Annotated in this window: 19 protein-coding genes, 1 riboswitch and 1 other annotated feature; all 19 genes read right to left on the bottom strand. The window is 46.8% G+C overall.

From position 1 onward, the window contains the following. Window positions 1–134 precede the first annotated feature (134 nt). Window positions 135–2,900 carry an isoleucine--tRNA ligase gene (gene ileS, locus VP472_RS07660; protein ID WP_146276730.1) on the bottom strand — a complete coding sequence of 922 codons (2,766 nt, stop codon included), beginning with the start codon at window positions 2,898–2,900 and terminating at the stop codon, window positions 135–137. A 51-nt stretch (window positions 2,901–2,951) separates the two neighbouring features. Further along, window positions 2,952–3,180, bottom strand: a binding site (T-box leader). Between the two features lie 61 nt (window positions 3,181–3,241). Then, on the bottom strand, window positions 3,242–3,736 hold the full coding sequence (gene divIVA / locus VP472_RS07655; RefSeq protein WP_003154406.1) for a septum site-determining protein DivIVA: 495 nt from the start codon (window positions 3,734–3,736) through the stop codon (window positions 3,242–3,244). Between the two features lie 94 nt (window positions 3,737–3,830). Next, on the bottom strand, window positions 3,831–4,601 hold the full coding sequence (locus tag VP472_RS07650; protein ID WP_015388260.1) for a YlmH family RNA-binding protein: 771 nt from the start codon (window positions 4,599–4,601) through the stop codon (window positions 3,831–3,833). A 61-nt stretch (window positions 4,602–4,662) separates the two neighbouring features. Further along, the gene (locus VP472_RS07645) at window positions 4,663–4,941 is read right to left on the bottom strand and encodes a YggT family protein (protein ID WP_003154408.1); all 279 of its coding nucleotides are present in this window, start codon (window positions 4,939–4,941) and stop codon (window positions 4,663–4,665) included. Between the two features lie 6 nt (window positions 4,942–4,947). After that, window positions 4,948–5,406, bottom strand: coding sequence for a cell division protein SepF (sepF, locus tag VP472_RS07640; protein ID WP_007409719.1), 459 nt, complete (start codon window positions 5,404–5,406; stop codon window positions 4,948–4,950). Continuing rightward, entirely contained in the window at window positions 5,403–6,095 is a 693-nt protein-coding gene (locus VP472_RS07635; RefSeq protein WP_077722178.1) for a YggS family pyridoxal phosphate-dependent enzyme, read from the bottom strand. The genes sepF and VP472_RS07635 overlap by 4 nt, the downstream gene beginning before the upstream one ends. Before the next feature lie 4 nt (window positions 6,096–6,099). Continuing rightward, window positions 6,100–6,936: a peptidoglycan editing factor PgeF gene (pgeF, locus tag VP472_RS07630; protein ID WP_246879668.1), complete on the bottom strand. Its 837-nt coding sequence runs from the start codon at window positions 6,934–6,936 to the stop codon at window positions 6,100–6,102. A gap of 154 nt (window positions 6,937–7,090) precedes the next feature. Further along, window positions 7,091–7,342 carry a YlmC/YmxH family sporulation protein gene (locus tag VP472_RS07625; RefSeq protein WP_088037130.1) on the bottom strand — a complete coding sequence of 84 codons (252 nt, stop codon included), beginning with the start codon at window positions 7,340–7,342 and terminating at the stop codon, window positions 7,091–7,093. Window positions 7,343–7,402: 60 nt separating this feature from the next. Beyond that, on the bottom strand, window positions 7,403–8,683 hold the full coding sequence (locus VP472_RS07620) for an acetylornithine deacetylase (RefSeq protein ID WP_032868823.1): 1,281 nt from the start codon (window positions 8,681–8,683) through the stop codon (window positions 7,403–7,405). A gap of 73 nt (window positions 8,684–8,756) precedes the next feature. Beyond that, a riboswitch (TPP riboswitch) is annotated at window positions 8,757–8,864 on the bottom strand. A 4-nt stretch (window positions 8,865–8,868) separates the two neighbouring features. Continuing rightward, the gene (locus VP472_RS07615) at window positions 8,869–9,666 is read right to left on the bottom strand and encodes an ABC transporter ATP-binding protein (RefSeq protein WP_031378757.1); all 798 of its coding nucleotides are present in this window, start codon (window positions 9,664–9,666) and stop codon (window positions 8,869–8,871) included. A gap of 128 nt (window positions 9,667–9,794) precedes the next feature. Beyond that, the gene (gene sigG / locus VP472_RS07610; protein ID WP_003154420.1) at window positions 9,795–10,577 is read right to left on the bottom strand and encodes an RNA polymerase sporulation sigma factor SigG; all 783 of its coding nucleotides are present in this window, start codon (window positions 10,575–10,577) and stop codon (window positions 9,795–9,797) included. Window positions 10,578–10,717: 140 nt separating this feature from the next. Continuing rightward, window positions 10,718–11,437, bottom strand: a complete 720-nt coding sequence (gene sigE / locus VP472_RS07605; protein WP_007409714.1) for an RNA polymerase sporulation sigma factor SigE — start codon at window positions 11,435–11,437, stop codon at window positions 10,718–10,720. Between the two features lie 57 nt (window positions 11,438–11,494). Further along, window positions 11,495–12,424, bottom strand: coding sequence for a sigma-E processing peptidase SpoIIGA (spoIIGA, locus tag VP472_RS07600; protein ID WP_070081792.1), 930 nt, complete (start codon window positions 12,422–12,424; stop codon window positions 11,495–11,497). 215 nt (window positions 12,425–12,639) lie between these two features. After that, entirely contained in the window at window positions 12,640–16,935 is a 4,296-nt protein-coding gene (locus tag VP472_RS07595) for a S8 family peptidase (RefSeq protein ID WP_146276726.1), read from the bottom strand. A 274-nt stretch (window positions 16,936–17,209) separates the two neighbouring features. Then, the gene (ftsZ, locus tag VP472_RS07590; protein WP_070081790.1) at window positions 17,210–18,358 is read right to left on the bottom strand and encodes a cell division protein FtsZ; all 1,149 of its coding nucleotides are present in this window, start codon (window positions 18,356–18,358) and stop codon (window positions 17,210–17,212) included. Window positions 18,359–18,393: 35 nt separating this feature from the next. Beyond that, entirely contained in the window at window positions 18,394–19,707 is a 1,314-nt protein-coding gene (gene ftsA, locus VP472_RS07585) for a cell division protein FtsA (protein ID WP_077722176.1), read from the bottom strand. A 548-nt stretch (window positions 19,708–20,255) separates the two neighbouring features. Then, complete coding sequence (locus VP472_RS07580) at window positions 20,256–21,044, bottom strand: cell division protein FtsQ/DivIB (protein ID WP_024085278.1); 789 nt, start codon at window positions 21,042–21,044, stop codon at window positions 20,256–20,258. 129 nt (window positions 21,045–21,173) lie between these two features. Continuing rightward, entirely contained in the window at window positions 21,174–22,085 is a 912-nt protein-coding gene (murB, locus tag VP472_RS07575) for a UDP-N-acetylmuramate dehydrogenase (RefSeq protein WP_015388267.1), read from the bottom strand. 25 nt (window positions 22,086–22,110) lie between these two features. After that, window positions 22,111–23,202 carry an undecaprenyldiphospho-muramoylpentapeptide beta-N-acetylglucosaminyltransferase gene (murG, locus tag VP472_RS07570; RefSeq protein ID WP_003154428.1) on the bottom strand — a complete coding sequence of 364 codons (1,092 nt, stop codon included), beginning with the start codon at window positions 23,200–23,202 and terminating at the stop codon, window positions 22,111–22,113. Between the last annotated feature and the right edge of the window lie 94 nt (window positions 23,203–23,296).

Raw genomic sequence — 23,296 nt, 5'->3', positions numbered from 1 at the left:
CTCTTGATGTTATAGCTTTATTGTTGCCCTCAGAGCGCCATTTGAAGCCCATAAGAATTTTCCTGCCGTTCTAATCGATGACATTGCTGGCATGTAAAAAAGCGCCCGGCTGACACCGGGCGCTTTCTCATTTATTATTTTTGATAATATTTTTCAACGATTTCCGCATTGCGCAGTGATAATGTCGGATATTTCGGATTGGCTCCGACATCTTTAGAAATTACGCGGGAACGCTCACACATCTGGCCTTCCGCTTTTTCTACGGTCATTTTTCCTGTTGTGAAGCTTTGCGCGTTTTCCGGCGCTTCACTTTCGTCTTTTACTGTCAGTTCTGAGACGATAAACAGCTGCGCGATGTTTTCTTTAATGGATGACAAGAGGTCGCGGTTTTCTTTGTTCGGATACAAAGTCAGGCTCGCTTCCAATGATCTTCCGATAATTTTTTCGTTACGGGCTGTTTCCAAAGCTTTCAGCACGTCGTTTCGAAGCTCCATGAAGCGGTCGAATTTTTCTTCTGTCGCTTGACTGTCCGGAACAGCAATGGTTTCCGGCATATCTGTCAGCTGCACGCTCGCTTCTTCAACAAATGATAAATGAGACCACATTTCATCCGCCGTGTGCGGGAGAATCGGCGCCGTCAGCTTCACTAACGCCAGCAGCGTTTCATAAAAGACGGTCTGCATGCTGCGGCGGTCCGGATGGTGCGCATGCTCGATGTACACAACATCTTTTGCAAAATCAAGATAGAATGAGCTGAGCTCGATCGTACAGAAATTGTGAATGCTGTGATAAACAACCGCAAATTCGTATTCATCGTACGCTTTTTTCACCTTGTCGATCAGCTTATTCAGCTTGATCAGCATATATTGATCCACTTCGCGGAGATCTTTTACATCCACGGCATTGACGCTTGGATCGAAATCGAACAGGTTGCCGTGAAGGAAGCGGAACGTGTTGCGGACTTTCCGGTATACTTCCGCGACCTGCTTCAGAATATCTTCAGAAACCGGGTGATCGGCCTGATAGTTTACGGAAGATACCCATAAACGCAGAATTTCAGCTCCAAGCTGTTTTGCGATTTTTGTCGGGTCAATCGTATTGCCGAGTGATTTACTCATTTTACGGCCGTTTGCATCAAGTGTAAATCCGTGGCTTAATACGCCTTTATACGGCGCTTTGCCGGTGACTGCAACAGCGGTGGAAAGAGATGAGTTAAACCAGCCGCGGTATTGGTCAGAGCCTTCAAGGTATAAATCAGCCGGACGGACAAGATCATCTCGTTCTTCAAGAACGGCCTGATGGGAAGAACCCGAATCAAACCATACATCCATAATGTCTTGCTCTTTCGTGAAGATTCCGTTCGGGCTTCCCGGATGTGTAAATCCTTCCGGCAGGAGGTCTTTTGCCTCTCTTTCAAACCAGACGTTTGAGCCGTGCTGTTTGAACAGCTCAGACACATGTTCAATCGTTTCGTCAGTGATGATCGGCTCACCGTTTTCTGCATAAAATACCGGGATCGGAACACCCCACACGCGCTGCCTTGAGATACACCAGTCACCGCGGTCGCGAACCATGTTGTAAAGGCGCTGTTCGCCCCACTCCGGCACCCACTTCGTTTGTTTGATGGCATCAAGCAGATCGGATCTGAAATCTTTAATTGACGCAAACCATTGCGCTGTCGCTCTGAAGATGGTCGGTTTTTTCGTTCTCCAGTCATGCGGATAGGAGTGTGTAATAAACTCGAGTTTCAAGAGCGCGCCGTTTTCTTCAAGCTTCTCCGTGATCGGTTTATTGGCTTTATCGTAAAACATTCCTTCAAAGCCCGGCGCTTCGTCGGTCATGTTTCCTTTTTCATCAACAGGGCACAGTACTTCTAAGCCGTACTTTTGGCCGACGATAAAGTCATCTTCCCCGTGGCCCGGGGCAGTATGAACACAGCCTGTTCCGGCATCGGTTGTGACGTGGTCACCGAGCATGACGAGTGAATCTCTGCCGTACAGCGGATGTTCTGCAGTGATGTATTCTAATTCTCTGCCTTTATATGATGCGACAACTTCAGGATTTTCAAAGCCGCATGCCTCCGCTACGTTTTCGATCAGTTCAGCCGCCACTACATAACGCTTGTCTCCAACCTTGATGACATTGTATTCAAGATCAGGATGAACGGAAATTCCGAGGTTGGCAGGCATCGTCCATGGCGTCGTCGTCCAGATGATGAAGCTTTCTCCGTTTTCCAGAACGCCTTTACCGTCTTTCACCTTAAACGCAACATAAATAGACGCGGAACGTTTGTCCTGATATTCAATTTCCGCTTCTGCTAAGGCAGATTCACTTGAAGGCGACCAGTTGACCGGCTTCAGACCTTTATAAATATAGCCTCTTTTCGCCATCTCGCCGAAAACGCGGATCTGCTGCGCTTCAAATTCAGGCTGAAGCGTAACATACGGGTTTTCCCAATCGCCTCTGACGCCGAGACGCTTGAATTGTTCGCGCTGTCTTTCGATCTGCTGCCATGCATAATCTTCGCAAAGCTTGCGGAAATCAGCGACGGACATTTCTTTCCGGTTTACTTTTTTGTTTTTCGTCAGCGCCGTTTCAATCGGCAGTCCGTGCGTATCCCAGCCCGGCACGTACGGTGCGTTGTAGCCGCTCATTGATTTATAGCGGACGATGAAGTCTTTCAGGATTTTGTTCAGGGCATGGCCCATGTGGATGTCTCCGTTTGCATAAGGAGGTCCGTCATGCAGCACGAATTTCGGGCGGTCTTTCGTCCGTTCTTGAACAAGACGGTAAATATCCTGCTCCTCCCAGTCTTTTTGCATGTCCGGCTCACGATTCGGCAGATTTCCCCGCATCGGAAAATCTGTTTTCGGCATTAACAGCGTATCTTTGTAATCCATTTTCATTCCTCCACAACATTTTTCAGAAAATAAAAAAAGCCCTCTCATCCCATAAGGGACGAGAAAGCTTATCTCGCGGTACCACCCTTTTAGAAAAAACGGATCATCCGTTTTTTCCTCTCGAACATCGTAACGTGATGGAACGTCCTTTCCTACTCTCGGTTCAGAAAGGAAACTAAAGGGCTGATCTGCATGATTCCGGCCATCCCGGGCTTTCACCTTCCCCGGTTCGCTTTATAGCCTGTTTTGAGTCATGCCGGTCCCTTTCAATCGTCTTTTCATCTGAATTTATGAACGTATTATATTCGAACGGGCCGGAGAATGTCAAGAAAATCTGAAAATTATTCTTTTTCCTCAAATACCGCGTCGACTTCGTATTCCAGCAGATGATCCCAATCATCGTTCTTCAGCAGGTCGAGCTGCGCTTCAATCAGCATTTGGAAACGTGTTCTGAAGACTTTAGACTGTTTTTTCAGCTCTTCGATTTCCATTGCGATTTTTCTTGATTTGGAAAGTGACTCATTGATGATGCGATCGGCATTTTTTTCTGCTTCACGGACGATCAGCTTCGCTTCTTTCTGCGAGTTGCGCTTTACGTCTTCTGCTGCTTCCTGGGCTACGAGAATTGATTTATTCAGCGTTTCTTCGATATTGGCAAAGTGGCCGATTTTTTCGTCCAGCTCGTTCACTTTCGCCTCAAGCTCCGTTTTTTTACGGAGTGCGATTTCGTAATCTTTTCTGACCTGCATTAAAAATTCATTTACTTCATCTTCATCATATCCGCGAAAACCTTTTGTAAACGTTTTGTTATGGATATCATTCGGCGTTAATGGCATATTGCCACCTCCATTTTTACATTTCAGTACGGTTATCTAGTTCACATTATAAAACAAATACGGCACAGATGGAGAAAAAAACTGAAAAAACGACTCATTTTTGCCGTTCAAATGTAACTTTCCATTTGTCTTTTTTCGTTTTTCCGTCAACTTTTGCCAAACTGCATCGTCCGAAGCCGCGAATCGAGAGCATGTCCCCTTCAGCAACCTGATAAGACGGATCTTCAATAGCTTTCCAATTCACCTTAACGAGCCCGTTTTTCACAAGCGCCTGCGCTTTCTGCCGGGATTGCCTGCTCATTGAAGCGCAGACGGCGTCGAGACGCAATGAAGAAACCGTGTCATCCCTTATTTCGACATCTGAAGCGGGAATGTGAAGAGCGGAAAGCTCGATTTTCTCAAGCTTTACCGGCGCTTTGCCCGCCTTGGTCAGCTGAGTGCTGACAAAATCGGCGATTTCACCGGAGACGATGAGCTGCACGGCTTCCTCTGAGAAAATCAGATCGCCGTATTTCTGCCGCTTTAAGCCGATCCCCATTAATGATCCGAGAAGAGAGCGGTGGTCAATGCTGACGAATTTTTCAGCGTATTGGACGTCAAAAGCCCGGAGCTCAAAATCATCCTGTTCAGGTTCCATATATTCAGGGTATAAAATCGCGCGTTTGCGCTCAGCTCTGTCATATCCTCCGAAAAACGCAAGACCGCAGGCGTCGCCGATAACGGCTTTTACAATCACCTGTTCCCTGGGATCTAAGAAATCAGTCAGCTTCATCCGATACTGGTCCAGGACAATCTGTTTCCATTCAAGCACCTGATCAATAAAAGGCCGCTCGTCTTGTCTGAAGTGCTGGTAAATATCGCTCATGTTCTTTCCTTTCTATGTAAAGAGGCTTGGCTGGTGCCAAGCCCGTATCAAACTGTCGCATTCAAGTATACATTGCGATCATGCGGTATAGGCCCCAAAGCCCCGTCGTGGCAAACCGAAGCACGATAATCGCTACAATTGGGGATATATCCAGCATGGCAATGGGCGGAATGATCCTTCTGAACGGCTCTAAATACGGTTCGCAAATCGCTGCGAGAAACCGTCCGACCGCCGTTTCTCTCGTACTCGGCACCCATGACATAAAGATATAGATGATCAGGGCAAACGAGTAGATGTAAATTAAATAACTCAGAACGGAAAAAATTTGATAAAGAATCATCCTGCTTTACCACCTCTGATGTTCGTCTTCATTTATAAGCTCCGAAATCGTGCCGGAAACGTCGACATTATCAGGCGTGCACAGAAAAATATCTGAACCGATTCTCTGAATGTCGCCGCCGATGGCGTAGACGGTACCGCTTAAAAAGTCGACGATTCTTTTCGCCTGATCATGCTGGATGCGCTGCAGATTGACGACAACCGCCCGCCTGTTCTTTAAATGATCGGCGATTTCCTGCGCTTCCGCATATACACGCGGTTCACTCAACACCACTTTAGAGGATTTCTGAACACTTTGCAAGCTTACTACGTTCTGCTTGCCCTGCGGCTTCTGAGCGTAAGCAGGCTGTTTATCTTTCTGCTGTTCATGCTCTTCCGGATGATCCTGCTCCGTTTCAATGTATTCGTACTCATACTCCTCCTCATCCATTGAGAAAAAGTTTTTCAGTTTATTTTTCATGCTCATTTGTTTACACCCCCCGGTTCATTTCCGACTAATGAAGAGCCGATTCTGATAAAAGTGGCGCCCTCTTCAACAGCGATTTCATAATCATTTGACATGCCCATCGACAGTTCCCGGCACGGTGCGTTTGTCTGATTCAGTTTTTGCACCTGATCCCTCAGATCACGCAATTGCCGGAAGCAGGCTCTGATCGTTTCTGTATCGTCTGTCAGGGGAGCCATCGTCATCAGGCCCTCTACAGAAATGTTTCTAAACTCAGCAAGCTCTCTGATAAAGGGGATGACCTCCTCTGTTTTCAAACCGTGCTTAGACGGTTCAAGCGAAGTATTCACCTGCACAAAACAGCGAACCGCATGCTGCGCCCGTTTTTCAATCTCTTTTGCCAATGACAGTCTGTCTAAGGAATGAATATAAGATACACGGTCAACGACGGCCTTCACCTTTCTGGACTGAAGACTGCCGATAAAGTGCCACTCCGGGCTTCCTTTGATGACTTCCTGCTTATGGATAAGCTCGGCATCCCGGTTTTCTCCCAGACTTGTAATACCGGCATCAACGGCCTCTTGAGCCCTTTCAGCTGATACGTATTTTGTAACCGCGATGACGGTTACATCTTCGGGGCTTCGGCCCGATCTGTTACATGCTTCGTTTATTCTTTCGTTTATATGTCGTAATTGATCAGCAACACGCAAGATCTTATGCCTCCTTCATTCCGATAAAGGACATCATGCGTCCCGTTTTCCCTTTGTCGCGGCGGTGTGAAAAGAATAGTTCACGCTCTCGTTCGGTGCATAAACCGCTGACTGAAATGTTTTCTTCCGGAATGCCGCAATGTATCAGAAGAAGACAGTTGACCTCTTTTAAATCAAGCTGATACTGGCCTTTTTCCGTTTCGCATATGGCGGATTCAGCCGTAAAGGGCAGCGCCCGCACTTCATTGATGACGCGGTCGTCGACTGTATAGCTTCCCGCGCTGATGGACGGACCGATGACAGCCTGAATATCTGTTAAACGGGAGCCTTCTTCGTTTACCCAGCGTTCCGTCATGATGCGTCCGATTTGTTTGACCGTCCCCTTCCATCCGGCATGGGCAGCGCCGATAATGGATTTCACCGGGTCATAAAAATACAAGGGCACACAGTCCGCAAAACAAAGGGCCAAAAAAAGATTCGCATCTTTCGTGTAGAGCCCGTCCGTCCCGCGGAATGCGGAAGAATAGTCTCTCGCTCCTTTTCCTTTATCCCCGGCTGTCACGCGCCGGACGCGGTTTTCATGTGTCTGGTCGGCAAACACCCAGGAATCCAGATCAGTACCGCATAAGGACGCTATGACTTCACGGTTTGTCACAACATCATGAGCTTCGTCCCGGACGTGCAATCCGGTATTTAATGACTCATACGGAGGATTGCTGACACCGCCGTTTTTCGTTGTGAATCCGGCGATGACCTTTGTGTTAAGCTGATTCACACAGTTCCAGTCTTCTATCATGAGTGCCGAGGGGGTGGTAAGACTAAACGGGTGATATGTATTCATGGAGATCCAACCTTTCGACAAACATTAAAAAAGCGTAATTTCCCACTCATTTTAACACAATTTTAAGCATACGTTTAGCGGCTGATTGAAAAATGAGATAAATAAATGTGCCGGAAACATTGAGATTTCCGGCTTTTTACAAGTAAAGGGAGGATTACGCTCCCCCCTTTGGTTCATTTACACGCACTAAGATGACATCTTCCCCAATTTTAACTATATTTCGCCAAGGAATGATCATTTCCTCTTCTTTTCCGAAAAAACCGAGAACTTTTCCGTTGCCGCCTAAAATAATCGCCTGAATTTTTCCCGTTGTCACGTTAATATCAATATCCCCGATGCTTCCGAGTTTTTTTCCGTTCGACACGTTTACCACATCTTTTATTTGAAATTCAGATATGCTGATCATCCGTATCACGCCCTTTGCCCGTTCTTTTTCCTATTATATGAACGGCCGGGCTGAACCTTGTCACATCGGGCAATCTTTTTTGCGGCTGCACCAGTCGAGAATAAATCTCAGCATGATTTTCGTATAGTCCATAAGCTCATCAACGGACACTTCCTCGTTTACGGAGTGGGCGTTTTTTAAATCGCCGGGGCCGTATATGACGCTCGGAATCCCGGCCTGATAAAGCCACCCTCCGTCTGTTACGGTTTGGGAAACATCAATGACGGGCTCCTGTTTTTTGACGGCAGAGTGTGATGCAGCCAAGACAGAAACTGCCGGATGATCCGGATCGATTTCCAGCGCCGGGAACACCTCTCCTCTGTCTTCAATCATCGAAGATCCGCCCCATTTGAACACCGGCCTGTTTTCTTTGAGCCACAGATCACTGTCAGCGACACGATTAATATAGTCTTCGATTTCTGCGGCTGCTTGTTCGTGCGTTTCGTTCGGATAAAAGTGGACGGTGATCCATAACCGGCATTCATCGGCGACAAACGCTGCGTGTCTTCCGCCTTCAATGACGGCGGGGTTGATCGTATTGGTGCCGGGCGCAATGCCGGGATAGCTTTTCGTTACCGCCCAGTGGCGCTCCAGCTCTCCCAAGGCAGTGATGATTTTCGCCATTTTTTCGATGGCGCTCGCTCCGAATGTGCCTCCGCCCGCATGAATCATATTGCGCCTCATGCCGTCATGAAATGTTTGTTTGCTTTTCAATTCTATCCAGCCGGTGATGACACCGCCCTGCCCTTGAATATGCAGGCTGCTCGTATCCGCGACAACCGCAAAATCCGCGTGATAGCCGCGTTTGCAGCATTCCAGCGTCCCCGCCTCGCCGACTTCTTCTCCGATTACAGACTGTACAATGAGGTCGCCCGGAAGCTTAATGCCGGCATCATGGATCAGCTTCAGAGAGAAAAGAACACACGCCAAACCCCCTTTCATATCAGCGGCGCCCCTTCCGATCAGCATGCCGTCTTTTACGAGCGGCTGAAACGGGTCAGAGTTCCAGTCTTCGCCCCCGGCTTCTGCCACATCAATGTGTCCGTTTAAAATCAGGCTTTGATGCCTGCTTGAATCTGTCCCTTTTAAAACACCGACTACATTCGGATCTTCCGGATACACATCCCACATATCGACCGAGCAGCCCGTTTCTTTTAAAAAGCCGGCCACCCACTTTTGGGCTTCTGTTGTATTTCTTGCAGGCGGAGCCGGTGTCGGAAAGGCGATCAACCTTTCAGCTATTTGTATTAAATCGCCCCGCCGTTTATCCGCCTGGTGTAACAGCATATCAATCTGATGCATTGGAAATCTCCCCTTTGGCTGTATCAAAAAACCCGTTTCATTAAAATGAAACGGGTAAAAAACGGATCTTCCTCCGCTTTTTTCACCGCTTCCCTCCGCCGGCATGATCCGGATCAGGTCCGTTAAGGGTTGAGACAACGTCTCTCTCAGCTGCATGTCAGCAGCACCCCCAGGGTGAATTGATGTTATTTGACGGATGATACCGCTTTTGCACGTGTTAAAAACGGGCGGCCATTGTTCCATAAGACATTGACAGGCGTATCGAAAAACGCTGTAAGCCGCTCGTCAGAAAGCATGTCCCTGATTTTCCCGGAGGCGAACACCTCGCCTTGTTTTAAAAGCAGCGCCTGATCAAATACCGGCAGAATTTCTTCAGCGTGATGGGTGACATAAAGGATGGACGGCGCATTTTCTTTTTCGGCGATCGACGTAATCGTGTCCAGCAGCTGCTCCCTTGCCATAAAATCAAGACCCGTCACGGGTTCGTCCAAAATCAGCAGTTTGGGATCAGCCATAAGCGCCCGCGCAATCAGCGCTCTTTGTCTTTCCCCTTGTGATAATGTTTCATACCGTCTGTCGGCGTAACTGATGGCGCCCAAATCCTTCAGAAGACCGATCGCTTTTTCCCTTACCTGCTCACTCGGAGTTTCGTACAGCCCGATTGAGGCGTACGCGCCGCTGAGGGCGATTTCAAAAGCCGAGTCCGCGGCATATAATTTGTGCTGAAGACCTGCCGAAACAAGGCCGATTTTCCTTCTGAGCCTGTCACCGAGCTCTGTTTTGCCGAATTGATGGCCAAGCACCTGCATCTCTCCTGAAGTGGGGAAGTAATAAGAGCATAACATATTCAGCAAAGCCGTTTTTCCGGCTCCGTTTAATCCGTACAGCACCCAATTTTCGTTTTTCTCGACGCGCCAGTTGATATCTTTCAAAATCCATTTCCCGTTTCTTTTTAATGACACACTGTCCAGCTGTAAAATCATTGCAGTTTCCCCCGGTTACTATATTTAAATTTTCTAAAAACTTTTACACATTAGAATACATCACTTTTTTGCAAACGTAAACCATCGCATGAAAAAAGCCTTTAAACAAGGTTTAAAGGCTTTTTCCGTTATTGATGGATATTCTTATTCATTTGTTTAATGGCTGCCTTTTCAAGCCTTGAGACCTGAGCTTGGGATATCCCGATTTCCTCCGCGACTTCCATTTGGGTTTTCCCTTGGAAAAAGCGCTTTCGCAAAATCATTTTTTCCCGTTCGTTCAGTCTTCTCATGCCTTCTTTCAGAGCGAGCTCCTCAATCCATTGTGTATCCTTGTTGCGCTCATCGCTGATCTGGTCCATCACGTAGATCGGATCGCCGCCGTCATTATAAATCGGCTCAAACAGTGAAACCGGATCCTGGATGGCGTCAAGGGCAAACACAATTTCTTCATGGGGCACTTCAAGAACTTTGGCGATTTCCTCTGCTGTCGGCTCCCTGCTTGTCTCACTGATTAACCGCTCTCTTACTTGAAGCGCTTTATATGCGATATCGCGAAGCGACCTCGAGACGCGGATCGGATTGTTATCCCGCAAATATCTGCGGATTTCTCCGATGATCATCGGTACAGCGTATGTTGAAAACTTAACATTATGGCTTAGGTCAAAATTATCAATGGATTTCATTAGTCCGATGCAGCCGACCTGAAATAAGTCATCAACATACTCTCCTCTGTTGTTAAACCTCTGAATGACGCTTAAGACAAGGCGCAGATTGCCGTTTACAAGCTTTTCCCTCGCTGAATCATCGCCCTCATCCTGCAATTGCCTAAACAGCTTTCTCATCTCTTCATTCTTGAGCACCGGTAATTTGGAGGTATCCACCCCGCAAATTTCGACTTTATTTCTTGACACGTTTTTCCCTCCCACTAGGAGCTGCTGTACAACGTTAAGTATCTCCTCGGGTGGGAAAAATATGCACCGCCATTTTACAGAAATAAACAACCGGCGGCGGCAATCCTTGCAGCAGTAAGGGCTGTCAGATGGAAAAAATTTTACACCATTTTGTTAAACTCTTTTCTCAGTCTTTTGATAATCCGCTTTTCGAGCCGGGAGATATAAGATTGTGAAATCCCCATCATGTCGGCTACATCTTTTTGTGTTTTTTCTTCTTCTCCGACAAGCCCGAAACGCAGTTCCATAATCTGCTTTTCTCTTTCGTTTAATTGCTCAAGCGCTTTTTTCAAAAGTTTTTTATCCACATTGGCTTCAATGTCTTTCGTAATAATATCATCATCTGTGCCGAGCACATCCGAAAGCAGCAGTTCGTTTCCGTCCCAATCAATGTTCAGCGGTTCATCAAAGGACACCTCTGAACGGATTTTATTGTTTCGGCGCAAGTACATTAAAATTTCGTTTTCAATACATCGCGATGCGTAGGTGGCGAGTTTGATTTTCTTTTCCGGATTAAACGTGTTTACCGCTTTGATCAAACCGATGGTGCCTATGCTGATTAAGTCCTCGATATTGATGCCGGTGTTTTCGAATTTGCGGGCAATGTAAACGACAAGACGTAAGTTTCTCTCAATCAGGATGGCCCGCGCCGCCTGATCCCCGCTCGGCAGCTTTAATAAGAGCACCTGCTCCTCTTCTTTAGACAAAGGCGGCGGCAGCGCCTCGCTTCCTCCTATGTAATACACTTCATCGCTTTTCAGTCCGAGTTTCATCAGCCATTTATACCACAAATATGTCAGACGCAGCTTAAGTTTTTTCATCTTCCTCCCCCTTCTAAATACAACGCGTTTTGAGTATGATGAATAACAGACTTTTCGTCAGGAAACATGTTTTACAGCCTTCCCTGTCAGCATCTTCGGGTGAACGATTCCGTCAAATTCACCGTCCGCGGATAATGGCTTCGTGCTGATGCCGATCAGGCATTTTTCACATGCGATCATCTCGTCTTTTGTTAAAATCGTGACGTAATCCGGCTTTAAACAGAGTAAAAATTGATTGTCCTGGCCGACGCCCCTGTATGGAATCAGCCTCAGCTTATCCGCATGGCGGAACGAATCATCAAGCTGCTCTATCACTTCAAGCGGACTGGCGGATTTGATGAGGTCCGTTTCCTTTTCGCTGAGAATCGGAGCGAATTTGTCAATGTGAAGGATCATGACCGGCGTTTTCGTCAGCGGATCATACAGCTGATTCCCGGAATCCACCAATCCTTTCGCGCGGATTGTCTGTCCGCTGAATTCCGCCTGCACCATGACAAGTTCATCGTACTGAATGGACTTCGTCTCGATGTCTTCAATTCTCTTTTTCGAAAAAATCCATATGGCCGGAAATCCGATAACTACAAACATCCAGCTGATCGGGTCGCCGAATCCGGTCTGGCTTGTGACCATTACGCCTTGCTGCACAATTGATTCTGTCTGCAGCAGGGAATGTACGCCGATCATTCCCCCGCCGACGAGAAAAGTCGCGAAATAAAAGGCGAACAAATTTTGAAAAAAGTATCGGAACCGTTTAAAGCCAAAAGCCGTAAGCACGATGACTACCGAAAACGCCATTTTTCCCGCCGGATGCTCCACAAAGGGAGAAACAGGCGTAAACATCAGAAGCACAATGGCTGACCCGATGAAACCGCCGGCGGCCACTCTTCTTTTTTTCACTTGGCGTTTTAAAATAAAGGCGGTCAATAAAAGCAAAAGAGAATCAAAACAAAAGTTCAACAGCCAAATGACATCCAGATAGATTTTCACATCTGACCCCTTTCCTCTTTTGTCTTACATATCTGTTTCTCTCTCTTGTTTCATAAGTATAAAGCAAGCTCTGTGGGAAAGTCTGTCAATTAATGTTGAGGGTAAAGTACAATTTTTAAGGGATAACCGTTTTATTTGTCGAGGGCCGAAAAGGTTGATTTTCTATTGTCCCCTTCAACTAAAAAAGCGCTGCCGTGATCTGGCAGCGCTCTGTTTTACTCATTGATATAAAGTTTTCCTTTAGCAGTCTGTCTTGTTTCATTTCCGTAGTCATCTCTTGCGATAACGTCAATTTTTGCTCCGCTTGCTTTGATGGAAGAAGCCGCCGTCCAGTAACCCTCATATCGTCCCGGAGACATTTCTCTCAGCGGAAGCTCTGTTGCGTTTTGGCTCCCTGCCCGGGCGTTTGTCAGAGGCAGACGGATCACGAAGGAAGCGTCTAATTTCTTTCCGCTTGAAAAAGCGATTTTCACTGATTCTCCGGCTTTTAATTCCTTATCCGCTCCGGGAACCAATCCGGAAATGACGGGAGCATTGTAATTGACATCGATTACCGTCTTTTTCGTTGTTTTGTTACCCGCTTCATCTGAGGCCGTGACCTTGATCTCATTGCTGCCGTTTTCCAGAAGGGTTCTCGCTTGATAAGAACCGTTATTTACTTCAGCTTTTTTTCCGTTCACCTTTACCCATTTTAAATGGGCGTCGTGCACTTTTCCTTTTACAGTCACTGCTTCTTTATTTGTTTTATCACTGTTTGCCGGACTGTCAATCGTCACATCAGGCTTATCCTCATCCAGTATGACCGTGACAGGGCGTGACTCGTCGGTTGACCCGCTGTCTGTCACAGATGCCGCCGTCAGCCGATTGGCATCTTTAGTGAGTGTGACACCGGCCTGGAAATTGCCGTCTGCATCTGCTTTCGTTTCTGCGGCGGTTTTACCGTTATTGGTAAGACGGACAGCGGTTTTTGGTGAAGCCGTTCCTTTCACCGTGATTGACTTCTTGTTTGTAAATGACCGGTCTTCAGGCGACGTTATCTCAGGCACAGAAGCTTCGTAGTCGACCAAAGCCCTGATCATAAAGTTTCCGTCTGATTTATCGGCTTTTGACCAGCGGCCGTCGAGGTATTGCCAGTTTCTGTTCGAGTACGGACTGCCGTCATCAGATGACAGGGCAGGTGTATAAGGATCGGGTTTCGTCTGACGGAACACAAGATAAAAATCCTTTCCGACCGCGATTCCTTTTGAGCTGAGATCCACTTTGGTCCACTCGCCGTTTCGAAGCGCTTCAGCTTGGAACGGGCCGGCAATTTTGCTGCCAGGAGCTCCATCAGGGCCGGATACATCATATACTTCTGCTTGAAATTCGGTACCGCCCGGATCAGGCCAGTCGGCGCCCCAAAATTTAAAAAGGCCTCCTGTCAGCATACCGTGTTCTTTTCCATCTTTGAGGGTCATCTTAACGGCAGATTTGCTGCCGGCTTTAAAATATGACAGCGCGGCTTCTTCCGTCCCGTTATCATAGGCGATTTCCCCTTCATAACCGACATACGGCTTAAGCTTGACGTTTTTTTCAGCATCTCCTTTGATGTCCACAGAAAATTCGCTATTGTAAAAGCCTTTTGCCGCTACTTTGATTGTGTAGGAGCCTTCGTACGCCTTAAGCGAATATTCCCCTTTATCGTTTGTCACCGCCGGTTCAATTGCGGCATCCTCGGCCACATAAAGCGCAGCCCCTTTTACCGGTTCGCCTGTGGACTGATTGGTGATGGTTCCTTTTAGCGTGCCGGACGGCATTTGCTCCAGTGTAAAGTCTGCCTGTGCGGTTTTGTCTGATTGAATAGAAACTTGTTTCGAAGCGGACTTAAATCCGTAAGCCTCGGCTTTCAGCGTATAGCTTCCCGCCTTATGTGACAGGCTGTAGCTTCCGGTTGCGGGGTCGGAATACACGGATTTCCCCGTCTCGGCGACACTGATTTGCGCTCTGAGCGGCAGGAGGTTTGTTTCACGTTTCACTCTTTTTCCGGGCGATTTCACTGCCGGTTTGGCCTGTTTCGGACTGATGGCTTTTTTCTTCAGGTGGCCGGGAGGTGTTTGTCTGTTGTGTTTACTTTTTTTAGCCGCCTTGCCGAGAGGGCTGCTTGAAAGCCGGACATCATCGATATACCATCCGTCTTCATTGAGTACTTCGTCAGACTGCATATTAAACATGAGCTTTATGTTTTGGCCTTTATACGCAGATAAATCTGCCTCTTCATCATTCCATCCTGCGGAATCACCATTGTAAACGGCCGCCTGCTCCCAATTTGATTTCCCTTCCGGCAGAACGAACACATACCCGTAATCAAAAAATTCTTCGAGCTTGTGCCAGCTTTTAAATTGTAAAAACAGCCGCCCTGTTTCCGGAACTTGTATCGGAGGCATCACCAGATTCATGTTGGCCGAATCGGCATAAGGGCCGGACAGATTCGTCGCATACACTTTTTCTCCGGAAAATGCGGCGCCTGGCCCTGAACCCGGGATACCCCATTCCCATTGGTCATGTGTCCCGTAACTTGACCAGCCCGCCGGCTGTGATTCAAAATTCTCTTTGTATCCCGCCGTAATGCTCGGTTTCACGTCAGCCCGGTACGTATCAGATTCTACAGAATGACCTCCGAAATCTTTTATGGTCCATTTATAACTTATCTTGCTTCCCGTTATGTCCGGAATCTCCGCCTGGTATGTTCCCTTTTTTTCATCACCGCTTTTTTGAACGGCGGCTGTCGTTTTCCACTCTCCTTCATCAAACTGATAGGAGAGGATCACCTCAGTTACGCTTACATCATCTTCTGCTGTAACCGTTAACGGAAGGCTTGTCCCTTTGTAAGCCTCTGAGACCGGTTCATGACGAAAGCTGGGCGGATTGTGATCTTCGCCCGCAGAAGATACCTTGCCTTCTACGCTTCCGATTCCGTCCGTTACGGCAGAAACGGCATCAAAAGCGTTAACGAGACCGTGGCCGTAACCGTTATTCGGTGATTCCGGAAAAACGGAATCTGTCAGCTTTTCGGCGGTGCGCGTCAAAACGTCTTCCATTTCATCGACCGTAATAGAGGCGTTCGCCTGCCTTAACAAAGCCGCCGTCGCCGCCACATGCGGCCCGGCCATTGAAGTTCCGTCCCAGCCGCCTTCGTATGTTCCTCCAGGAATAGAAGAACGGATATTCACTCCCGGAGCCGAAATGTCCGGTTTTGTTTCATGATACGGGGAGGGGCCTTGAAGTGAGAAATCAGCGAGTTTCTTGTCGATGTCAGTCGCACCTGTCGCAACTGCTTCAGGATAATTGGCCGGATTTGCGATTGAACCCGGTCCTCCCGGTGTAAATAAGTCTTCATTCCCCGCAGAGAATTCAGGAAAAATCCCTGCCGCTCTCCACGCATTCACCATATCGCGGTACCACTCGTCCATTCCCGAACCGCCTGCCCAGGAATTATTGACAACATCCGGCGCCATCTCGGGATGCGGCGTGCCGTTTTTATCTTTAGGCGCGAGCACCCATTCACCGGCATCCAAAATATCGGCATCGGTTCCTCCGTCATCTGAAAATGCTTTTACTGCGATCCATTTCGCCCCCGGAGCCACACCGATTTGATTTGAGCCGTCAGGTTCTGAACCCGTCATGGTCCCTGTTACATGAGTGCCGTGTTCAAGATCATCGTAGGGAGCGTCTTTATGGGACACGGCATCATACCAGTTCATTTCATGATTCGGCGCTGCGGGATTTTCAGGATCGTAACCCCGGTATTTTTCCTTAAGCGCGGGATGATCCCACTGAACTCCCGTATCAATGGAGGCGACAACCGTGCCGGTTCCGTCGTATCCTGAGGCCCAGGCCTGCGGCGCATCAATTTGGCTGATATTCCATTCGATGCCTTCCTTTGCTTTAATCTCTTTTTGTTTTTTCTTCATTTGAAAAGGAGCTTTTGATTGCCGTTGAGTAAGCTGACGTTTTTCATTCGGAAGAACTTTTTCTACTTCAGGAAATGAGGCGGCTTTTTCCATTACCTCTTTCGAAGCAGTGACTGCCATTCCGTTGACAATATAATAGGAATGGATGTGATCAGCCTTTCCTTTCTTTTTTTGTTTTTCCAAATATGTTTTCAGATTCTGCTGCGCATCATGAGCCGCCAGTTTTAAAGAAGAAACGACGGCTGACCGCTTTTGATATTCGGTTTTTGCTGCGGAAAGCGATTGAGACTCGGCATTTTTTTCTGCTTGTTTGACCGCTTTTTTCGTATTGGCTTTCTCTTTAAATTTGATAAGAAACGTGACTTTATCATTTTTTTCAAAACGCTTCTTGACTGAATCGGAAATCTTATGCTGAATGCTCTTAGAGGAAGAAAGATCTTTGGTGAAAGAAACTGCCCCCGGTGTGCTGTTCGCTCCGGCTCCACCCGGAAACAACAGTGAACTGACGACAATCGCGCTTAAAACGGAGCCTGTCCATCTGTTTCTTGTTTTTTTCTTCAATCGTATCCCCCCCTTATTTGGTAACGACCTATAAAATGTGTATCCCTCCTTCATAATTGGAATCGTTTGTCATTTCGATGCTGTACGTTAAATGTAGACAATCTTCCATTCAGATATTGTCACATTCTGTAGAAAGCCGTATGAAACTAAAAAACAATCAATTCGTCATAGGTATAAAGTTTCTTTTTTCACTGTATAGATCATGGGGGATAGGAAGGAAGACTGTGCACAAAAAGAAAAAGGACAAAACCATGTGGTCTTGTCCTTTTTTACATCAGCCGCGTTTGTTGCGGTTTCTTAAAAATGTAGGAATGTCGAGAGCATCATCCGCCGGCTGTGATGTATGGCGGTTCACCGTGTTTTGATGCTGTGTTTCTTCTCGTTTCGGCTCACGTTTCGCAGCGTTTTGGCTTTGAGACTTCAATCCTTGGTTTAAATTCGGACGCTGCGGTTTTGAGTCATCTTTTTCCTGTTCGATAAAACCGGTCGCAATAACGGTGACGACGATTTCATCTTTCAGATTTTCATTGATAACTGAACCGAAAATCATATTGACATCAGGGTCAGATGCAGAAGCGACGATGTCGGCTGCTTCCTGCACTTCGTAGAGGCTCAGGTTTGTACCTCCCGTAATGTTCATCAAAACACCTTGCGCTCCGTCGATTGCCGCTTCCAGTAACGGACTGGAGATCGCCTTTTTGGCGGCTTCAGCAGCACGGCTTTCGCCCGTAGCGATCCCGATACCCATCAATGCTGAACCTTTGTTGGACATGATGGTTTTGACATCGGCAAAGTCCAAGTTGATTAAACCAGGCGTTGCGATGAGGTCAGAGATACCTTGCACCCCTTGGCGAAGCACGTTATCAGCTTCACGGAATGCTTCAAGCATCGGTGTGTTTTTATCGACAATTTCAAGAATGCGGTCATTCGGAATAACGATCAGTGTGTCAACGGCTTCTTTCATTGCCGTGATACCGCCTGCAGCCTGCAGCTGGCGTTTTCTTCCTTCAAATGTAAACGGTCTTGTTACGACACCGACAGTCAAAGCGCCTAAGTCCTTTGCGATTTGCGCGATCACCGGTGCGGCTCCCGTTCCGGTACCGCCTCCCATTCCGGCTGTAACGAACACCATGTCAGCGCCTTTTAGCGCTTCTTCGATTTGTTCCTTACTTTCTTCAGCGGCTTTTTTGCCGACTTCCGGATTCGCTCCCGCTCCGAGACCGCGGGTCAGCTTTTCCCCGATCTGCATTTTCACTTCCGCTTTTGACAGGTTAAGAGCTTGCGCGTCCGTGTTTACCGCAATGTACTCTACACCCTGCACTTCATTTTCAATCATTCGGTTGACCGCGTTATTACCGCCGCCTCCTACTCCGATTACTTTAATTGATGCTAAGCCGTCTATGTTTGTTTCGAAATCCAACATGCTAAATCCTCCTAATCTGCCGAATGACTATCAATCTATTCCCAAAACATGCTTAATAGTTTTTTCATTTTGCTCGGTTTGTTGTGTTCGGCTTGTGTTTTTTGTTTTGCTTTTGGACGCTGCTGCGCCTCAGGCCGCTGATGATGTTCTTCTTCGTGAGAGACCGCGATTTCCTGCACGGCTTCTTCCGGCATATGAAAGCCTATTTTTCTTCCCTGAATTCTGGCATTTCGGCAGGCAAATTGTATCAAGCCGACACCCGTCATATACTGAGGGTCTCTTACACCGATATAATTCGGGCTTGCGACCCTTACATTGTGCCTCAGCACTTCCTGTGCCAATGAAAGCACTCCGGGCATTGCGGCCTGTCCGCCGGTCAGCACAAAGCCGCCGGGCAGATCTGTAATTCCCATATGCTCAATTTCGGCTGCGGCAATCTCAAGAATCTCTTCCACTCTTGCTTCAATAATATTGGCAATTTCCTGCTGTGTAAAAGATTGCTTTTGATTCGTTCCTATGACGGTGACTTCAAATACTTCATCTTCTGAAGCCTCATCGTAGAATGCATGTCCGAATTGTTTTTTTACTCTTTCAGCCTCTTCGGTGGAAGTGCGCAATCCGATCGATACATCTTTCGTGATGTTTTCGCCTCCGAGCGGAATGACGGCTGTCTCCTTCAGGTGCCCCTGTTCAAATACCGCCACCGTCGTCGAGCCGCCGCCGATATCAATCATGGCGACTCCGAGGTTTTTTTCGTCTTTTGACAAAGCCGCCGAACCGGCCGCAAGCGGCTGCAGGCAGATATCAGTAATTTCAACGCCCGCTCTCTCCACACAGCGAAGTAAATTATGTAAGATCGTTTTGGAGCCGGTAATCAGCGTGCCTTCTACTTCCAGGCGCACACCGAGCATTTTTTTCGGATCGGTAATTTCGTCTCTTCCGTCAACGATAAACTGTTTCGGAATGACGTCAACGATCAGCTGCTCGTGCGGAACCGACACGACCTGTGCCGCTTCCATTACCCTGCGGACGTCTTCAACGTGAATTTCTTTGTTTTCACTGGAAACAGCGACAACGCCGTTCGTATCTTGAATATGAATATAATTTCCATTAACGCCGACAATGGCTTTTTTCAGCGGAAAACCTACCATTCTTTCAGCTTGGTCAAACGCTTTTCTTATAGAATGAACGGTTTCATCTATATCAACGATTGAGCCTTTTTTCAACCCTTCAGACGGTACATTTCCCACTCCGATAATGTTAAGGGAATCATCTGTCATTTCTCCGACGATCACTTTTGTATTGGACGTACCGATGTCAAGACTGACGTAAAGTTCATTGTTGTTCATTCTATGGCACCTCCTCACATTTCGATCAAATTCTATTCTATTATTTGCGGAACAACAATACAATGGATGTGGCTTTACAAGTGTGTAACAAAAACAACAGCATCAACAAATTTCTATCTGATTTCTCACAATTTATGTTTAATGAAACTATTCGTTATATTCTATGTATATCCTCTTTTATATCGCATTTTTTTTATTTTTTTTAGAGACGGACCACCTTACCGTAAGATTTCCTGTCACGGTGCCATAATGTGTAAACCAGATGCAAATATACCCGCTTTCCATTAGTCTACACTAAGATGAACCTCCAGAAAAGCTATAGATATTGCCAGAAACATCCGAAAAAAGAAGAAACAGGAGGAAAATTCCAAATGCAATGCTCATTAAAGAAGACACGCCCATTGCATTGAGAATTTTCCGCTTGTCCGGCAGCCTATCCCAGGCAAAAACAAACATAGTCATAATTATTCCGCTATCGGTTATATCGGCTGCCCCGCTGATTATAATAGATTCTTTTGAATCACCTCTAAATTAGTTCTTTAGAACTATTAATCATTTTCTTTTTTCTTGCCGGATTTACCTTTGTTAAATTCTTCAAAATACGTAGCGACTTCTAAGTGGATAATCCCCTTTTTCCCGCCGTCCAGCTGGGAAACGATAGAAGGATAGGTCTTCATCCGGTCGGCAAATGTTTTAATAGAAGCGGTAACTACATACCCGTCGTTCATATACAGCTTGATCCGGTCCTGATCCATTTTTACCGGTGTATAATAGATTTCAGAAATCGACTGCTTTAGCGAACCGGAAAGCTTATCAAGCTGTTCCGCCATTTTGACCCGCTTTTTCGCGTTTGTCCAGTCAACCAAAATCGGGCCCGCGTCATCCGGCGTGACTTCGTTCGGCAGCACGGTGCCGTTCTCCAGCACTTCATAATACACATCATTCCGCTGCAGATACGCGATCGTCTTGTATTCTTCAATGTGAATGCTGACTTTATTAGGAAATACTTTTGAAAGATCCGCCTTTTTCACCAGTTTATTCTGCTCAATCTTTTCTTCTGTTTTTTTCTTGTTCAGACTCCAGAACTCGGTTTGTCCGTTATGTATATCAGAAAGCGCGTTGATCTCTTTTACAGACACGTTTTCGTTTCCGGAAACGGTGACAGAAGACACTTTGCTGATCGGCATCTGCAAGTACACGATGATCAGCACCATCATAAAAAAGAGCACAATGAATGAAATCAGCCGGCGGTTTGCTTTTTGTTTCCGCTGCTCTTTGATTTTCGGAATCCGCTCTTCAATATTTACGATTTTTTCTCTTTCATGATTTGGGTTCACTGCCTGTCCACCTCACTAAGAATGAAACAGCTTGACATTCGTCTGATTGAAAAACAAACGGCATGCTGTGATGCCGTTTGACATTTGTTAAAAGTATATCACATGAGCTCATGTAAATCAGAGAACCTTTTAACGATTCCCTCCGATGATTTCAACTTCTGTATGCATGTCAACATCATACTGCTCACGGATTGTCTTTTTCACATACTCAATCAGGTCGAGAACGTCCTTGGCAGTCGCTCCGCCGGCATTGACGATAAAATTTCCGTGCATTTCGGATACTTTCGCTCCGCCGATCTGATGTCCTTTTAATCCCGCTTTTTCAACGAGGTTTCCGGCATGATTCGGCAGCGGATTTCTGAATATGCTTCCGGCGCATGGGCTTGAATACGGCTGCGTATTTTTTCTGTAATCTTTGTTCTGCTGCATTTGCGCCGTAATGGCTTCCCGTTCCTTTTGCTCAAGCTGAAGAACTGCCTCGAGACAGACGCCGGGGCGTTTTTTCTGCAAAACAGACGTTCTGTAGCTGAAATCCATCTCTTCGTTTGTCAGCCATTCGATTGTGCCGTCTTCAAATAAGATACGGGCTTTCACAAGAATCTCACTCATATCAGATCCGTGCGCCCCGGCATTCATATAGACGGCCCCGCCGATTGATCCGGGGATGCCCGCTGCAAATTCGAGACCGGACATTCCTTTTTTACTCATGGAAGTCGCAAGCCGGACGACCGAATAGCCGCCTCCGACCGTCACCTGATCACCGTCAATCTCCAAATGATCCAGACCTGCGCCCAGTTTGATGACAACTCCTCTTATGCCTTCATCAAGCACGAGCAGATTTGAACCGCGGCCGATAACCGTCCATGGCAGATCATGTTTCTTCACAATATCCATAATATCTTTGACCGCTTCCACACGGTTGGGGATGATTAAAATGTCCGCCGGACCGCCGATTTTCATCGTTGTATGGTTCGCGAGCGGTTCTTGTTCCAGCACTTTGCCGACTTCGCGGTCTCTTAATTCCTGAATTACGTTCTCCATCATAAACCTCCGCATTCCATTTGCTCTATTTTTTTATGTCTTCCATGATACTGTACAGTCTGGCTGCCGCATCCGGAACACCGAGTGATTTTGTCCGCTCACTCATGTCTTTTAAGGTTTCTTCATTCATGACGATTTTGTCCAGCGCAGCGATCAGTTTTTCTCCGCTGAGCTCGGTTTCCTTCAGTACGATTGCAGCGTCATGCTGGCTGAGCGCCTTCGCATTGACTTCCTGGTGATTGGCTGTCACATACGGGCTCGGAATAAGCACGCTCGGAATGCCGAGAGCGGTGATCTCCGCAATCGTCGTCGCTCCGGCTCTTGCCACAATGACATCAATTGATTGTAAGTACTCCGGCATTTGGTGCAAAAACGGTTTTGTCACCATATTATCAGCGGCTTTTCCGCCTTTCAGCTCAGCCGTTACCTTCTCGTAATGCACTTCCCCGGTAATATAAAGCACTTGGTAAGGTCTCGTTTTCAATTCTTCCTGCATATCTATAACGGCACGGTTAATGGGAGCCGCGCCTCTGCTTCCGCCGAAAATGAGCACCGTTTTTTGATTATCTTTCAGCCCGAACTCAGTTAATGAGCGGCCTGTCTTAATTGAGACGACTTCAGAGGCTCTCGGGTTTCCCGTAAACACAACTTTTTCAGCAGGAAAATGTGATTTTGCCTCTTCAAAGCAAATTGCCACCTTATTAACATATTTCGAGAGAAACTTATTTGTGATGCCTGGAAGGCTGTTTTGCTCATGAATGATCGTCGGAATTCCCATTTTTGCCGCCGCGTATACAACCGGACCGCATACATAGCCGCCTGTACCGATAACGGCATCCGGTTTAAACTCTTTTAAATATGATTTGCTTTTCTTCACGCCTTTTAAGAAACGCATGACGGTTTTTACATTTTCAAAAGAAAGTTTTCGTTTGAAACCTGTAATTTCAATGGCGCGGAACGGGATATTTTCCCGTTCAACAATTTTTTTCTCAAGACCGTTCTCTGTTCCGATATACAAAAATTCCACATCCGGATGCCGGCGCTGAACTTCTTTAATAAAGGCCAAAGCCGGATAAATATGTCCTCCGGTTCCGCCTCCGCTTACTGCAATACGCATTCGTATGTCCCCCTTAATCACATAGCGATAACCCTGTTTTTTAGGACAGGGTTATTGATGTTGTCTGTTTTTTTATAGATAACGAATAGATCAT

Source organism: Bacillus sp. MT(2024), from assembly GCF_036362845.1.
GTDB lineage: Bacteria > Bacillota > Bacilli > Bacillales > Bacillaceae > Bacillus > Bacillus velezensis.
This window is presented reverse-complemented; position numbering and strand designations above follow the sequence as displayed.